Genomic DNA, 15450 nt, shown 5'->3' on the forward strand with positions numbered 1-15450 from the left:
TGGATATCAGGGGGCGGTTTTCAGGAGGAGCCAGCCGTGACTGCGGGTGATTTCGGCGACGGTGCGCAGCAGGTGGGCCAGGGCGGGACGGTGGTGGGTATCGCCTCGGGTGAGCAGGTGGATCTCGATCCCCGTGGTGGGGGTGAGCGGGCGCCAGGTCAGGCCGGCGGGGAGGCCGGGAAGGGCGGAGGCGCCGACGATGGAGACGGCCCGGCCCTGTGCCACCGGGGTATGGGCGGCGTCGAACAGTTGGCGCCGGCGCAGATTCGGTGCGAAGCCGGCGCGGTCGAAGATGGCGATGATCGCATCATGGTGGCCGGGGTTGGCCTCGCGGGGGTGGATGAGAACCGTCTCGTCGGCGAGCGCGGCGACATCGATCCGGTCGTGGCCGGCCAGGGGATGCGCATCGTGCATCAGCACCCCTTGCGGCTCCAGTCGTACAAGGGTGCGGACGAGTTGCGGGGTGGGCGGCGGGCAGCGGACCAGGCCCGCGTCGAGGGTGCCGTCGCCGACGCCGGAGACGATCTCGCCGGTGGACAGCAACCGGGTGGTGACGTCGATGCCGGGGTGGGCCTCGGCCAGCGCCTCCAGCACGGTGGGGGCGGTCTCGTAGCCGGTGCTGGCGCTGTAGCCGAAGATGAGGCTGCCCTGCGCGCCGGAGGAGAAGCCGCGTACGTCGTGCCAGAGCCGGTCGGCGTCCGCACACAGCACCTGCCCGCGCTCCTGCAACAGCAGCCCGGCCTCGGTGAGTGAAGTGGATTGGGTGGTGCGCTCCAGCAGCTTCACGCCCAGTTCCTTCTCCAGCTCACGAATCTGGCGGCTGAGCGCGGGTTGGGCAATGAGCAGCCGTGCGGCGGCACGGGTGAAATTCAGCTCCTCGGCGACCGCGAGGAAGTAGCGCAAGCGGCGGAGATCGATCATGCCACGCATCCTATCGAGGTCCTGACCTGCACTTATGCCGCCGTGATCTGGGCTGAGCGGGAACAGGTCTTTCCCCTCTCCGGTCGTTCCTCCGTAACGTTCCAGGCGTCGGAAAGAACACCCGAGAAGGGCAGAGACCATGAACGAGCAGGAACTCACCGAGGCCAGCAAGACGGTTGTCCGCGACTACATGAAGGCCCTCGTGAACGGCGATTTCGACGCCCTCCGCGCCTTCTTCACCGAGCAGACGACCTGGACCCTGGCCGGCGACCTGCCGGTGTCACGGACCTGGACCGGACCGGACGAGATCCTCGGCGAGTTCGTCCCGCGGATGGTGGCCCGCCTCGTCCCGGAGACGCTGGAGATGGAGTTCACCGGCCTCATCGCCGAGGGCGAGAAGGTGCTGGCGGAATGGGCCGACCACGGCACGTCCGTGTCGGGCGCCGCCTACGACCAGCACTGCCTCGCGATCTTCACCATCCGCGACGGCAAGATCGCGGACGTGCGCGAGTACTTCGACACCCTGCGCGCCAAGAACGTCCTCTTCGCCTGACCCCGCCTTCCGCCTCGTGCGCTCGTCGCCTGACTCCGCACCCCTCAACGTCGAAGGACGCCCACATCATGAAGGCCGTACTCCCCAGCGAAGATGCCGACAAGCCCGTCGTCCTCGGCGAGGCCCCCGAGCCCGAACCCGCCGGCGACGAAGCCGTCATCGCGGTCGAGGCGTACTCGGTCAACCGCGGCGAGACCTTCCAGCTCGACGGCGGCCTCGACCGCCGCTGGGCCGGCTGGCGACCCGGCAAGGACGTCGCCGGCACCGTGATCCGGGCCGCCGCCGACGGCAGCGGACCCGCCGAGGGCGCCCGGGTGGTCGCCCACCCGCCCGCCTACGGCTGGGCCGCACGCGTCGCCGTCCCCACCCGCAGCCTCGCCGAACTGCCCGACAGCGTCGACGCCGTCACCGCCGCCGCCCTGCCCCTGGCCGGGATCACCGCACTGCGGCTGCTGCGCGCCGCCGGCCCGCTCGCCGGCCGCAGGGTGCTCATCACCGGCGCCAGCGGCGGCGTCGGCCACTACGTCACCGAGCTGGCCGCCGCCTCCGGCGCCGCGGTCACGGCCGTCAGCGCCACCGCCGAACGCGGCGCGAGGCTCCTGCAGTTGGGCGCCGCCGAGCTGGTCACCTCGGTGGGGGACGCGAGCGGCCCATTCGACGTGGTGCTGGAGTCGGTCGGCGGCGACAGCCTGCCCGCCGCCCTGGCCGAGCTGGCACCCGGCGGCCTGCTGGTCTGGTTCGGCCAGGCGAGCCGCACCCCCGTCACCCTCGACTTCTTCGGCTTCTTCAAGGGCCCGAACCAGGCCCGTATCGCCCACTTCGACTACACCGCCTCGGACGTCACCTACGGCCAGGACCTCGCCGCCCTGGTCCGCCTCGTCGCCGGCGGCCGCCTGCACCCCGAGATCGGCACCGTCCGCGACTGGACCGAGACCGCCGAGGTCATCACCGACCTGCGCAACCGCAAGGTCCGCGGCAATGCCGTGCTCACCGTCGGCTGACGTCCCACACCCAGCGGAGCTGCCGCCCCCTCCGCGGAAAGGCGACCCAGATGACCAACACCATCCTGACCACCCTGCTGCACACGGCCCCGCCCCACATCCCGGCCGGAGCCGAAGCCATGACGGCCACCCTGGAGCTGCCGCCCGGCGATCCGGGCACCCCGCCGCACCGGCACTCCGGGCCGGTCTTCGGCTACGTGCTCGAAGGCGAGCTGCTCTTCGAACTCGAGGGCGAGCCCGCCCGCGTCATCCGCGCCGGCGAGGCCTTCTGGGAGCCGGGCGGCGATGTCATCCACTACCTGGCCGCCAACAACCTTCCCGAGGCCACCACCCGTTTCGTGGTCGTGATGATCCACGCCCCCGGCGAGCCGATGCTCACCCTCGTCGACGCCGACGAACTCGCCGCCCGCGTCCACCTGCGCGCCCCCAAGGAGGCATGATCATGCGCATCTTCCTCGCCGGCGCCACCGGCGTCATCGGCCGCCACCTGCTGCCGCTGCTCCTCGCCGACGGCCACCAGGTCACCGGCACCTCGCAGAGTCCGGAAGGCGTCGCGCAGTTCAAGGCGGCGGGCGCCACCGGCGTCCGCCTGGACGTCTTCGACCGGGACGCCGTCAAGCGGGCGCTGGCCGAGGCCGCCCCCGACGTCGTCATCCACCAGCTCACCGCCCTCGGCGGCGGCAGCAGCGCCGACAACGCCCGCATCCGCCGCACCGGCACCCGCAACCTCGTCGACGCCGCTCACGCCGCAGGGATCCAGCGGATCATCGCCCAGTCCATCTCCTGGGCCTACGAACCCGGCGAAGCACCCGCAACCGAAGCAACACCGTTGGACGTGGCGGCGCCCGAACCGAGGGCGACCACCATCGCCGCCGTACAGGCCCTGGAGGAAGCCGTCGCCGAGGCCCCCGAGTACGTGATCCTGCGCTACGGCACCCTCTACGGCCCCGGCACCTGGTACGCCCCCGGCGGGCTCATGGCCGCCAAACTGCAGGCCGGCGAACTCGCCGCGGACGACGCGGTGACCTCCTTCGTCCACGTCGACGACGCCGCCCGGGCCGCACTCACCGCCCTCACCTGGCCCAGCGGACCGGTCAACATCACCGACGACGAGCCCGCCGCCGCCCACACCTGGCTGCCCGTCCTCGCCGCCGCACTCGGCACCCCGGCGCCCCTCCCCTCCACCGGCCGAGCCGGCTGGCAACGCGGCGCCACCAACACCACCGCGCACGCCCTCGGCTGGCACCCCACGCACCCCACCTGGCGCACCAGCTTCCACACCCAGTAACACCACAACACAACGGCACCCCGACCAGCGGATCCGCACCTGCACACCCCCGCAACCGCCGACGGCAGCAGACAGCAGGCGGCCAGGACGGCTCGGTGCTGGAAGGCCTCGGCGCCGTGCTGCTGCGCCGCGGCCGCACCGCCGAGGCCGAGCGGATCCTGACCGAAGTGCTCGCCGGTCGCACCCGGCTGATGGGCGCCGACCATCCGGCGACCCTGGTCGCGCAGCGGCTGCTGGCCGAGGTCCTCGCCGTCCGCGACCACCGTTCGGACGCGATCGACCTGCTCTCGAACGTCCTGCTGAGTCAGAGCGAGACGCTGGAGGCGGAGCGGGGAGAGTCCGTAGAAGCGGAGCATGGGGACGTAGGTTGCCGCCATCAGGGCCCAGGCAAAGGCCGGCGGTGGCGGGAAGGGCGTCGCGGGCGACGAGGCCGGTGAGGGCCACAACGAGCGGGACGGGCGTAGAGCACATGCGCAGTGATCAAGGAGCGCCGGATGAGGAGCCGCTCGTGGGAGAAGGTGTAACTGCCAACATCACCCGCGTCGCAGACACCGTCCGGCGACCGGTCAGGCCCTTCACCACCACGATCCAGGCCTATCTCTCGCACCTTCACCGAGCCGGATTCACCGACGCGCCCCGTCCGCTGGGGACCGACGAGCAGGGGCGGGAGGTCCTGTCGTTCGTGCCGGGCGATGTGCCACGCGAGCCGCTCCCGCCCGAGGCGACGGGCGAGGGCGTTCTCGCCGCCCTGGCTCGTCTGATCCGGCGGCTTCATGACGCCGCGCAAGGATGGAAACCACCCGACGATGCCGTCTGGGCGACGCTACCGGGGACACAGGACATTCCGCTCGTCGACACCGACGCCGAACTGGTCGGCCACCGCGACTACTGCCCGGGCAACGTGGTCTTCCGCAACGGCCTCCCCGCGGCGCTCATCGACTTCGACCTCGCCAGGCCGACCACCCGCGTCTATGACATAGCCAACGCCCTCTACTGGTGGGCACCACTACTGCATCCCCAGGACCGAATCCCCGCCCTGGCCCAGGCCGACATTCCCCACCGCGTGGCCATCTTCGCCGATGCCTATGGGATGTCCGACCAACAGCGTCGTGACCTGGTCCCTCTGGCCAGGCGAATGATTCATCGCTTTCATCTGACCAGCCTCGCCGCGGCGCAAGCCGACCCGGTGTTCCGGCGCTTCTGGGACCAAGGAGTCAAGGACCGCATGCCCCGGGCCGAAGCATGGATCGCACACGAAGGCCCGGCAATCGCGACCCGGCTCACCACTGACCGCCACCGATGACACGAGCCCAAGCGGCTGACCAAGGCGCGCGGCCCGCAACGGCCCGCCTTCCTTGCCCCACGGGGACACGAGCCCATCAGCCGAGGTCGAAACGGCGAGTGGCGGGCCAACCCTCCCATGTTGCCGATGCCGCAGATGGTCGTGGTGGAAAGCATGCGCGGGTTGCAACAGAATCGGGCCGCCAGCAAAACGCGCATTTGCCTCACACTCGGACTGGGGAAACTCATCGTATGGGCCGTTATCGACGTGTTGTTGAGGTCGCTCCGCTTCCGCGCGAGCTGCTGGACCAGGTGGTGCGTGCGTTGCTGGACGCGGCGGAGGAAGCGCCGATCACCGAGAACGGTTTCGAGTTCGGGGACGAGGTCATCAACGAAGTGCGGCTGGTGGAGGGTCGGCACCTCGCCGCCGGAGCCCGCTACCGTGGGGAGGAAGACGGGCTGATCATCGAGGCACACGTCCCGGCCTGGAACCGGGCCGGCGAGTCGCGGATCGAGGTCACGGGCGTCTCCGGCGGTCATACGGTCAATCTGCGCCTGGACCTGCACATGTCGGGCAGACGGCTTCACTCCCTCCGCATCACCGGTGACTACCAAGGGCCGAAGCCGTTTCGCGCGTTGCGGCGCGCGCGGTGGGAAGGGGAACTACGGGCCAAGGAATGGTGGTCCCCGTCCGGTTCGAAGACATTCCCGATCTCGCTGCGGATCGAGCCTGGTCCGAGCCAGTGCTCGCAGATCCTCGCGAGCAGCAACGGCTCATCGTCCCGGCACTGAAGAAGACGAAGTTCAGCAAGAACTCATGCCCGCCGTCCTGGTCAACGAAGTTCGTGAAGACGACGAAGAATCCATGCCCATCGGACAGGAGCACCTCGAAGTACGGGCACCGTCCCGAGACATCGAGATGGCGCCGCCTGCGGCGGTGATCATATCTGCGAGAAGCGGTCCTACCGGTTGATCCAAGTCGGCCTTTCACGCGGGCTTGAGGCATTGCCCTTCAGCAGCGCAGCGTGGCGGCCAGGTGTTGCGGGCGGCTCGGGTTCCTGTCATGCCGACGAAAGTGCGTTCTGGCCAACTGTGAACGGCCGGCAGTCGACGTCGGCTGAGTACGCATGTGTTGGTTGAGTGAAGATCGAGGACTTTGCGGATCAGAGCCGACCTCCTGGGCCGGCGGCGACGTTGTCCGGGGTGGTGGGTACTAACGCGACGCGTCTGCGCGTTCCAGCAGTTCGGTGGTCGCTTCCCAGAGGCGTTGCTCGCGGTTGCGGTCGTGGGCGACGGGTTGTACCTCGGTGAGCTTGGTCTTCAGCACGAATGCGCCGTCGCGCAGGTGTGCCCACTTGTCGTCCAGGGCCATCGCGGCCAGCAGCGGCCCTGAGCGCCGCGGCGTCGACACGCCCGGAACCCGGCCCAGGGCGCGGCTGAGCGCCTGGAACACCTTCGGGGCGCCACGGCCGAGTGCGGTGCCGGGCATCCAGCCCGGTTCGAACACCGACACGTTGATTCCGGCGCCGGCTCGGCGCTGCAGTTCGTGGGCGTAGTACAGGATCGCCAGCTTGGCGTTGGAGTAGGCGACGCCGGAGGCGGTCATGCCCGGGGCCTTTCCACCGGTGGCCGGGCGAGCGAGTTCGACGGGGTCGGCCCACTTGGCCTCGGCCACGCCCAGCAGTTTGCGCCAGAAGTTGGCGTGATAGGTGTTCGAGCCGAGCAGCACGACCCGTGCCGGGGCGGTGAACGAGCCGAGCAGGTCGCCGATGAGCTGGGCGTGGGCGAGGTAGTTGACGGCGAAAGTCATCTCGTAGCCGTCAGGCGAGGCCTGTCGGGTGTCGGCCGACATGATGCCGGCGTTGGCGACCAGCGCACGCAGCGGCCGGACGGCGTCCGCGGCGAGCAGGTCGCGCACGGTGGCCGCGGCGGCGCGGACGTCGGCCAGGCTCGCCAGGTCGCAGCCGATCTCGTGGACGCGCGCCCCGAGGGCACGGGCCTCGTCGGCGACCGCTGTCAGGTCGCGGCCGGCGCGGCCGACCAGCAGCAGGTCGGGTCGCTGCCCGTCCGGGCGGCCGGCCATGGCCAGCGCGGCGTGCCGGCCCAGGTTGCGGGTCGGGCCGGTGATCAGAACAGTTCCAGGTTCGGTCATGACCGCAGCCTGCGCGAACTGTCGGGCCCGCAACCAGTCGTCCGGTTTTCGTAGGACTACCAGGGCCAGGACAACCCAGTGCGGATCGGCGCACACTGGACCCTGTGGAAGCGTGGGAGTTCGGCCGGACGGTACGCCGCTGGCGCGACCGGGTGGCGCCCGAGGCCGTCGGCGTGCCGGTAGGCCGCCGGCGCCGGGCCAGCGGGTTGCGCCGCGAGGAGTTGGCCGCGCTCGCCGGCATCTCGGCCGACTACCTGACCCGCCTCGAGCAGGGACGTGCGACCGCGCCGTCAGCGCAGGTCGTGGAGTCGCTGGCCCGGGCACTGCGCCTGGCCGACACCGAACGCGACCTGCTCTACCGGCTGGCCGGGCACGCCGCACCCGGCCCGGACATCGTGCCGTCCCGGATCACCCCGAGCGTGCAAAGGCTACTCGACCGGCTCTCGCACACCCCGGTGGTCGTCTACGACGCCAGCTGGACACTCGTGCTGGCCAACGCGCCCTACGACGCGCTCATGGGCGACACGACCACCTGGCGCGGCCTGGAGCGCAACGCCGTCTGGCGCAACGTCACCCGCCTGCCCTCACGGGTCGTGCACACGCCGCAGGAGCAAGCCGAGCACGAGGCCCGGCTCGTGGCCGACCTGCGCCTGACCGCCTCGCGCTACCCGGCCGACCGTGCGCTGCGACGCTTGATCACCGACCTGACCTCCGGCAGCCCGCGCTTCGCCGAGCTCTGGGACGCCGAGGCACCGCCGCCCCCGGCCGACCCGTCCCGACGCAAGACCATCGACCACCCGGCGGTCGGCCCGATCACCCTGGACTGCGACACGCTGCTCGTGGCCCTGGACGACCTGCGCATCACCGTCTACACCGCCGAGCCCGGCACCGAAGACGCCGACCGCCTGGACCTCGCCGTCGTCCTGGGCACCCAGTCACTACAGCTCTGAGTACGAACCTTCGCCAGCGCTGGCTGACGGGCGCCTATGTGCTGACGGTGGCGCGCGCGGAGTGGCTCGGCAGCAGGGCCGCAGCTCCAAACGCGCCGCGAGGCACCGGCGTCACCATCGGTAAGTCGGCGTGGCCGAAGCCGCGCAAGATGATGGAGCTGCGGCTGGGCTACGGGTGTTCGAGCGTGAGGAGCGGCTCGGCGGTCACGGGCGCCGGTGCGCCGGGGTCTACGGCGCAACATCATTACCTTTTGCTGGCATTCAACCGTCGCTCGAACCCATACAGAAACGCGTTCCTGCTTCTCACACCCGCACCGAGCGCACCGTGGGAGTCCGCTTCGATGCCTGCCAGTACGCGCAGCACCGCCACGGAGGAGTTTGACCACTCAGCCCGTGTCGCCGAGAGCTTGTACGGTCCGCGGGTCGTATCCGGCGGCTGCGAGAGGCGTGCGCACGTCGGTCTCCAGGTGGGGCAGGTAGCCCACGAGGACGTCGGCCGGGCCGTTGATCTGTGCTTCGCGTAGTGCGGCGGGGAGCAGGAGAGTCCGTGCGGGCTCGAGTGTCTGCGGCGGGCCGCCTGCGGTGACCTGGACGGGCCCGCCAACGTTGGTAAGGATCTTCGCTGTCGGTAGCGTCAGCTCGATCGTTGCGCCGGTTGCGGCTCGCCATCGTTCCAGCGCGAAGTAGGGGCCGGCGGTGCAGATGACCTTCTCGATGTCGTCGGTGACGCGGATGCGTAGACCAGGCTGAAAGTCGGGGCGGGGATCGGGCTTCCATTCGGCGATCAGCATGTCGAGGTTGTGGTGCCATTCGGCGTCGTCGAGACGGGAGCCGTCTTCCATGCTGTGGGGCATGGCGCTCTGCTGGACGTCGGAGGTCTGCTCGATCTCGTACACGAGGGTGTCGGGGCCGAAGCTGTGCAGGGTGCCGGCAGGGACGTAGAGGGTTTCGCCGGGGCGGACGGGCAGGCGCCGCATCACCTCATCGAAGTCGCCGCGGACCAGGGCGTCGCGCAGGGTCGCGGCGTCCACGCCGGGGTGGACGCCGGCGAGTGCGGTAGCGCCGAGCGGGGCGTCCAGGATGTGCCAGGCCTCGGTCTTGCCGTGCGGGGCGCCCTCCAGGCGGTGGGCGTCGGTGTCGTCGGCGTGCAGGTGGACCGGTAGCGGTCCGGAGGCGTCGATGAACTTGGTCAGCACGGGGAACCGGTCGCCGCGCCAGCCGCGCCCCATCATTTCGTCGGGGTGGTCGGTGGCCAGGCTCCGCAGCGTCCGTCCGGCGAGCGGGCCGTTCTCGACCTGTGCGATGTCGCCGTCGACGTCGCTGACCTCCCAGGTCTCGGCGATCCGGCCGGGCGGCGCCGGACGACGGCCGAGCCGTTCGACGATCGCGCGGCCGCCGAAGACGTGCGACTTGATCGGCGTCGTCAGCCGAAGCGGATACCAGTCCATGTCACAGGATCGGCTGGCCGCCGGTCACCGCGATGCGGGCGCCGGAGACGTAGCTGGCCTCGTCGGCGGCGAGCATCACATAGACCGGGGCGAGTTCGGCGGGCTGCCCGGGGCGACCGAGCGGCGTGCCGGAACCGAACTGCTCGACGTCGTCCGGCGGCATCGTGGAGGGGATCAGCGGCGTCCAGATCGGGCCCGGGGCGACGCTGTTGACGCGGATGCCGCGCGGTCCGACCAGTTGGGCCAGGCTGCCGGCGAAGTTGGCGATCGCCGCCTTCGTGCAGTTGTAGGCCAGTAGCTTCGGCGGCGGCGTATCGGAGTTCACCGAGGTCGATCCGATGATCGAGCCGCCTTCGGGCATGTGCGGCAGAGCTGCCTTGCACAGGTGGAACATCGCGTAGATGTTGGTCTTGAAGGTGTAGTCCCATTCGTCGTCCGGGATGTCCTCCAGCGCGTCGCGGGTCATCTGGAACGCGGCGTTGCTGACCAGCACGTCGATCCGTCCGAACGCCTCGACCGCCTTGTCGATCACCGTGCGGCACTGGGCCGCCTGCGACAGGTCGCCCGGCACCAGCACCGCCCGGCGCCCCGCCTTCTCCACCAGGCCGGCGGTGTCGCGGGCGTCGTCGTGCTCGTCGAGGTAGGAGATCAGCACGTCGGCGCCTTCGCGCGCGAACGCGATCGCCACCGCCCGCCCGATCCCGCTGTCCCCGCCCGTGATCACCGCCGCCTTGCCGGCCAGCCGGCCCGACCCGCGGTAGCTCTCCTCACCGCAGTCCGGTACCGGGGCCATCTTCGACTGGACGCCGGGCGGTTTCTGCTGCTGCGACTCGGGGCTCATGGCGGAGTCCTCTCTGCGGAACGGTGGTCGCTGTGTATCGGCGACTACCCAGCAGGAGCGCCACACACCGGAGGCCACCGAGATTGACCGGCTCTTTGGATCCCGGTCAGTCCGCGGTCCGCGATACGCGGCTCGATGACGACCTGGAGGCAGACGACACAGACATAATCCGTCCTTCAGAAACCCAAACAGCGTGCTCTCGGTGCGCCACAGCAGTGCGACGAGTGAGGCTGCGTCATGTCCACTCCGCGATGCTCGGACGCAACTGCCCAGAGGGGGCCGGCCGAACGCCCAGCGTCCGGCCACACCCCAAGGCTCTGCGAAGGAAGGCAGGTGACTGTGACCATCTTCAAGGTCGCCCCGGTGATCGAGCGCCGTTGCGGTAGCCCGCACGGCTGCCCGAGGACGAACGGCTTCGATACGGCTGTGCAGGCGCAGCCCGCCGTTCGACGGCGGTGGCGCGGTCGTCAGCCGATCGGCTCGGCGACCGGCGGCACCGGGCCCGGCAGCGGGGCGGCGGTGACCGGCGGCCGGGTGCGTTTCACCAGGAAGGCGGCGACGGCCGCGACGATGAGCAGGGTCGCGACGCCGGTCTCGGTGGTGACGTAGGCCAGGGTCGCGGCGGATCCGACCACCGCGCTGGTGGCGAGGGTCTCGAAGAAGGTGTTGAAGGCGTTGTGCATGACGCTGACGGCCCACACTCCACCGCTGATCTCACGGAGCCATCCGTACACCACGCCGGCGAGCGTGATGGTGACCAGCACCATCGGGACGACGATCAGCCGGTTGCCCTCGCTCTGGTAGGTGGTGGTGAGCAGCAGCAGCGGCAGGTGGAAGCAGGCGTGCAGGGCCCCGGTGACGAGCCAGGCGCGGCCGCGGGGCAGCGCGGTGGCCAGGAGCGGGAGCAGGAAGCCGCGCCAGCCGATCTCCTCGCCCATGATGAACAGGGTGCCGATGAGCAGGTCCCCGATGACCAGGTCGAGTGCGGAACCGAGCGTGATCCCATCGGTGGAGTAGCGGGCGACGCCCACCGCCACGGCGGTCCCGTAGGAGAGGGCGGCGATGGCGGCGGGCAGGACCAGGGCCAGCAGCAGTGCGCGCGGTGTGGTCCTCCAGCCGACGCCGGCCCAGGCCCGGCGCCGTTCGCCGCGGCGGGAGGTGAAGGTGATGGTGAGGGCCACCGCGATGACGGGGGCGAACACCGTCAGCGGCGGCGCGAACCCCTTGTGGGGGAACAGCAGGGCCACGGTGAGGGCGAGGGCGTAGGTGAGGCCGAGGTAGGCGGCGGCTTGGCGCAGAGGGCTCATTGGGGTCTCCAGGTGGGGGGTGGTGACGGCTCCAACGGTGCCGGTGCGGGCCCTGGTGCCGCGTCGGGCGCGGGTACCGCGCGCACCTGGTCGCCGGACCGATTGCCGGATGCGCTGGTATCGGTCTGCGGACCGATGGAGGGGGATCGCCGCCCGCCTAGGGTGGCGGCATGTCGCGTCCTGAAGTTCGGCCCGTCCCCACCAACGAAGATCCCGTCCGGATGGTCGCCGCACGTCCCGAGGGCAGGCTCGGGCCTGGGGGGACGGCCTCGCGGGGGCATTGCGCCCCTGCTTTCCGATGACGCGGTGGTGGAACCGGCCGGCCGTCCGCGGGTGGCTGCCCGGCCCCGCGGACGCGCTGGCCGGGGTCGCCGCCGCCGGGGTCGCCGTCGTGGTGCTCGCACAGCCGCGTGGTGCGGAGTACCACTCCCTGGACCCGCTGTCGTGGCTGCTCACCGGGCTCGGTGGCGCCGCCCTGGCCTGGGGCCGCCGGGCCCCGATGGCGGCGGTCGTCGTGACCAGCGGCTGCGGGATCGTGCTGGGGTTCCGCGAGGACCCGGTCGACGTGCTCCCGTTCGTGCTCACGCTCCTGCTGTTCAGCGCTGGGTACTACCGGACGGGCAGACCCGCGGCGGCGGCGCTTGCCATCGGCATCGCCGGGATCACGGCGACGGCGCTGGCCCGGCCGCCCGGCCTCGGCATGGCCGCCCTGGTCCAGGGATGGGTGATCTTCAGTGCGGGGTGGGCCATGGGCCGGCTGCTCCGGTCGCGGCGCCGAGCCCTGCTCGCCCTGGTCGACGCCGCCGAGCGGCAGGCGGCGGCCGAACGCGATCGCGCCGCGCTGACGCTGGTGGAGGAGCGGCTGCGGATCGCCCGCGAGCTGCACGACGTGCTCACCCATTCGGTCAGCGTCATCTCCGTCCAGGCCACCGTGGGGGAGCACCTGTCCGCCCGCGATCCGGCCGCCGGCCGTACGGCGCTCACGACCATCGGGGAGGTCAGCCGCTCAACGCTGCGGGAGCTGCGGCAGATCCTGGCCCTGCTCCGCGACGACTCGGGACCGGCGGACGCGGCGGGCGGCGATGCGCTGGAGGAACCCGCGCGCAGCCTGGCCGACCTCGACGATCTCATCGAGACGTTCCGGACCGCCGGCCTGCCGGTGCGCGCGACCACCCGCGGGGCGCCGCGGAGCCTGTCCTCCTCGGCCGAGCTGTGCGCCTACCGGATCATCCAGGAGGCCCTCACCAACACCCTCAAGCACGCGGCCGCGGGCAGCGCCCACGCCGTGCTCGACTACGGAACCTCGGCGCTGTCGCTCACCATCACCGACGACGGCCGCGGCGCGGCCGCGGTGATCGGCGCAGGACACGGCATCATCGGGATGCGCGAGCGGACCGCCCTGCTGGGCGGGACCCTTGAGGTGGGTCCGGCGGGCGCCGGCGGATTCCGGGTCCGGGCGCACATCCCCTACGAGGCGGCGTGATGGCGATGGCCGGCGGGACCGGGCTGATCCGGGTGGCCGTCGCCGAAGACCAGGCGCTGGTGCGCAGCGGATTCGTCGCGTTGCTGCGGTCCGAACCCGACATGGAGGTGGTCGGTGAGGCGGGCGACGGCCTGGACGCCCTCGCGCTCGTCCAGGACACCCACCCGGACGTGATCCTCATGGACATCCGGATGCCCAGGATGGACGGCGTGGAGGCGACCCGCCGGCTCACCCGTGATCCGGCGACCGCGTCCACCCGCGTGCTGATCCTGACCACCTTCGACGCCGACCGGTACGTGCACGACGCCCTGCGCGCCGGCGCGAGCGGCTTCCTGCTCAAGGACGTCGTGGCCGCCGACCTGCTCGACGCCGTACGGGTCGTCTCGGCCGGCGATGCGATGCTGTCGCCCCGCATCACCCGGCGGCTGATCGAGCGCTACACGGACGAGCCCGAGCCGGTTCCCGTGGACGAGGGCCGCGTCGGGCACCTGACCCCCAGGGAGCGCGAACTGCTCATCTGCGTCGCGCGCGGGCTCACCAACGCCGAGATCTCGCAACAACGCTTCATCAGCATGTCGACGACCAAAACCCATATCAGCCACCTGCTGGACAAGCTGGGCGCCCGCGACCGCGTCCAGCTGACCATCTTCGCCTACGAGACCGGGATCGTGAGCCGCGGCAACTGACCCTGGCGCGGGCCGCCGGGCACCGCTGCTCGATCGCCTCGACCCACCTCACGTCCGGTCGGCGGCAGGGTCGTGTTCGCCACTACCAGCCCGGTCCCTGCAGGCGACCGTGCGGTGTTGAGCGCGGTAAGGCGTGTAGCGGGGCGTTGCACACATCAAGGTCGACTGCCCGTCGGCCCGTGGTGAGCGCTTGACCTGTGCAGGGCACTGTCGTGGCTGATGAGTGACAGGTTCTCCTTACCTTTGCGCCGCGCCTTGTTTAGCGCGATGTCGCGGGGAACGGATGGGCGCAGTGCGGCGCCGACGAGGCCGGGCTCCGCGGCTAGCGAGGGAGTTGACGGGTGATGAGCACGGCACGGCCGCCGGGGGGCGGTTCAGAACCGTCGGTGAGCGAGCTGGTCAAGCAGGCCACCGAGCAGATTCCGCAGTTGGTACGGGCGGAGATGCGGCTGGCCGCGGCGGAGATGAAGGACAAGGGCCGTCACGCCGGGTTCGGTGCGGGCTTGTTCGGCGGGTCCGGGCTGGTGGCGCTGTACGGGGTGGGGGCGCTGCTGGCCGGAGGGATCGCGGCGCTGGCGCTGGCGCTGCCGGTATGGGCGGCGGCGTTGATCGTCGGGGCGGTGCTGCTGGTCGTGGCGGGAGTGTTGGGGCTGCTGGGCCGCAGGCAGGTCCGCCAGGCGAATCCACCGGTCCCGGAGCAGGCGATCGAGTCCACCCACCAGGACGTCACGGAGATCAAGGAGAGGGCGCGACGATGACAACCGACCAGTCGAGTACCACGAACACGGGCCCCGAGGCCACGAAGAGCAAGAAGACGGGTCCGCGGAAGAGCGGCACGCAGGAGACGAGCCCGCGCACTTCCGGCAGTCCCGGCTCGGGGCCGGGTGCGGACGCCCCGGAGGAGTTGCAGGAGCAGGTCGAGCATCATCGCCGAAAACTGGGCGAGACGGTCGAGGCGCTGGCCGCCAAGACCGATGTCAGGACCCGTGCCAAGCAGCAGGCCAAGGAGAAGGCTGAGCAGGTGCGGCAGCTGACGACCGCCACAGCGCAGGACACCGTTCGCGCCACCCGGGACAAGGCGGGGCAGGCGGGCCGGCAGGTTCAGGCCAAGGCGAGCGAGTTCACCGCGCGGGCCCGGCAGACCGCGACCGACCCGGAGAATCAGCCGGCGGTACGCCGTAGCGCCGCGTTCACGGCGGCCTTGGGCGCCGCGGGCGGGCTCGCGGTATGGGCGTGGACGCGGCGACGCCGCCGGGCCGCCCGTCCCCTGACGCGGTGGGAGAAACTCGCCACCGTCGCCCAGCGGACCGGCACGCGGATGCGGCAGCAGGCCGCCGAATCCAACACCGTTTCGGCCGCTTCGGCAGCCGTGGCTTCCGCCGTCGGCAACGCCCGCAAGGCGGCGGCCTCTCCCGAGTTCAAGCCCCGCGCACAGGGGGCGGCCACGGCCACCGCGGTGCTGTCGGTGTGGGGGTGGCGGCGCCGGCGCCGCGCCGTTCGCCGCACCGCCCGCGGCCAGGTCACCGTGATCTGAAGGGT

General features: G+C 71.1%; 17 protein-coding genes. 12 read left to right on the top strand and 5 right to left on the bottom strand.

The genetic code is table 11. The features are described 5' to 3' along the window. Nucleotides 1-6 precede the first annotated feature (6 nt). Entirely contained in the window at nucleotides 7-921 is a 915-nt protein-coding gene (locus tag ACA514_RS23725) for a LysR family transcriptional regulator (RefSeq protein WP_375043412.1), read from the bottom strand. Nucleotides 922-1060: 139 nt separating this feature from the next. On the opposite strand from ACA514_RS23725, the gene ACA514_RS23730 reads away from it, so the two are divergent. The 7 genes from ACA514_RS23730 to ACA514_RS23760 all read left to right on the top strand — a co-directional run bounded on the left by ACA514_RS23730 (nucleotide 1061) and on the right by ACA514_RS23760 (nucleotide 5836). Beyond that, nucleotides 1061-1474: a nuclear transport factor 2 family protein gene (locus tag ACA514_RS23730; protein ID WP_375043413.1), complete on the top strand. Its 414-nt coding sequence runs from the start codon at nucleotides 1061-1063 to the stop codon at nucleotides 1472-1474. A gap of 68 nt (nucleotides 1475-1542) precedes the next feature. After that, nucleotides 1543-2475 carry a zinc-binding dehydrogenase gene (locus ACA514_RS23735; RefSeq protein ID WP_375043414.1) on the top strand — a complete coding sequence of 311 codons (933 nt, stop codon included), beginning with the start codon at nucleotides 1543-1545 and terminating at the stop codon, nucleotides 2473-2475. Between the two features lie 50 nt (nucleotides 2476-2525). Next, a complete protein-coding gene (locus ACA514_RS23740; protein ID WP_375043415.1) occupies nucleotides 2526-2915 on the top strand; it encodes a cupin domain-containing protein in 390 nt (129 codons plus the stop codon). Further along, nucleotides 2912-3763, top strand: a complete 852-nt coding sequence (locus ACA514_RS23745) for an NAD-dependent epimerase/dehydratase family protein (RefSeq protein WP_375043416.1) — start codon at nucleotides 2912-2914, stop codon at nucleotides 3761-3763. The genes ACA514_RS23740 and ACA514_RS23745 overlap by 4 nt, the downstream gene beginning before the upstream one ends. Before the next feature lie 95 nt (nucleotides 3764-3858). Continuing rightward, nucleotides 3859-4200: a tetratricopeptide repeat protein gene (locus ACA514_RS23750; protein ID WP_375043417.1), complete on the top strand. Its 342-nt coding sequence runs from the start codon at nucleotides 3859-3861 to the stop codon at nucleotides 4198-4200. Between the two features lie 71 nt (nucleotides 4201-4271). Beyond that, nucleotides 4272-5066 carry a phosphotransferase enzyme family protein gene (locus tag ACA514_RS23755; protein WP_375043418.1) on the top strand — a complete coding sequence of 265 codons (795 nt, stop codon included), beginning with the start codon at nucleotides 4272-4274 and terminating at the stop codon, nucleotides 5064-5066. A gap of 230 nt (nucleotides 5067-5296) precedes the next feature. Then, a complete protein-coding gene (locus ACA514_RS23760) occupies nucleotides 5297-5836 on the top strand; it encodes a hypothetical protein (RefSeq protein WP_375043419.1) in 540 nt (179 codons plus the stop codon). 421 nt (nucleotides 5837-6257) lie between these two features. On the opposite strand, the gene ACA514_RS23765 is transcribed toward ACA514_RS23760, so the two are convergent. Then, a complete protein-coding gene (locus ACA514_RS23765) occupies nucleotides 6258-7196 on the bottom strand; it encodes an SDR family NAD(P)-dependent oxidoreductase (protein ID WP_375043420.1) in 939 nt (312 codons plus the stop codon). A 104-nt stretch (nucleotides 7197-7300) separates the two neighbouring features. Between ACA514_RS23765 and ACA514_RS23770 the strand changes: the two genes are divergently transcribed. Further along, nucleotides 7301-8146: a helix-turn-helix transcriptional regulator gene (locus tag ACA514_RS23770; RefSeq protein WP_375043421.1), complete on the top strand. Its 846-nt coding sequence runs from the start codon at nucleotides 7301-7303 to the stop codon at nucleotides 8144-8146. A gap of 386 nt (nucleotides 8147-8532) precedes the next feature. On the opposite strand, the gene ACA514_RS23775 is transcribed toward ACA514_RS23770, so the two are convergent. The 3 genes from ACA514_RS23775 to ACA514_RS23785 form a co-directional block, all read right to left on the bottom strand. Then, nucleotides 8533-9594 (bottom strand): class I mannose-6-phosphate isomerase, encoded by a 1062-nt coding sequence (locus ACA514_RS23775; protein WP_375043422.1) that lies wholly within the window; start codon nucleotides 9592-9594, stop codon nucleotides 8533-8535. Between the two features lies 1 nt (nucleotide 9595). Beyond that, complete coding sequence (locus tag ACA514_RS23780) at nucleotides 9596-10435, bottom strand: SDR family oxidoreductase (RefSeq protein WP_375043423.1); 840 nt, start codon at nucleotides 10433-10435, stop codon at nucleotides 9596-9598. A gap of 467 nt (nucleotides 10436-10902) precedes the next feature. Next, on the bottom strand, nucleotides 10903-11742 hold the full coding sequence (locus ACA514_RS23785) for a CPBP family intramembrane glutamic endopeptidase (protein ID WP_375043424.1): 840 nt from the start codon (nucleotides 11740-11742) through the stop codon (nucleotides 10903-10905). 298 nt (nucleotides 11743-12040) lie between these two features. Here ACA514_RS23785 and ACA514_RS23790 point away from each other — a divergent pair, with 298 nt between their 5' ends. From ACA514_RS23790 to ACA514_RS23805, 4 genes are all read left to right on the top strand, one after another. Continuing rightward, nucleotides 12041-13225, top strand: coding sequence for a sensor histidine kinase (locus ACA514_RS23790; RefSeq protein WP_375043425.1), 1185 nt, complete (start codon nucleotides 12041-12043; stop codon nucleotides 13223-13225). Continuing rightward, nucleotides 13225-13911 (top strand): response regulator, encoded by a 687-nt coding sequence (locus tag ACA514_RS23795; RefSeq protein WP_375043426.1) that lies wholly within the window; start codon nucleotides 13225-13227, stop codon nucleotides 13909-13911. Before ACA514_RS23790 ends, ACA514_RS23795 begins: the two co-directional genes overlap by 1 nt. Before the next feature lie 386 nt (nucleotides 13912-14297). Next, nucleotides 14298-14669, top strand: a complete 372-nt coding sequence (locus tag ACA514_RS23800) for a phage holin family protein (protein WP_375043427.1) — start codon at nucleotides 14298-14300, stop codon at nucleotides 14667-14669. Next, nucleotides 14666-15445, top strand: a complete 780-nt coding sequence (locus tag ACA514_RS23805; RefSeq protein WP_375043428.1) for a DUF3618 domain-containing protein — start codon at nucleotides 14666-14668, stop codon at nucleotides 15443-15445. The genes ACA514_RS23800 and ACA514_RS23805 overlap by 4 nt, the downstream gene beginning before the upstream one ends. Nucleotides 15446-15450: the final 5 nt, after the last annotated feature.

The sequence above is a fragment of the Actinomadura sp. NTSP31 genome, from assembly GCF_041951385.1.
GTDB lineage: Bacteria > Actinomycetota > Actinomycetes > Streptosporangiales > Streptosporangiaceae > Spirillospora > Spirillospora napierensis.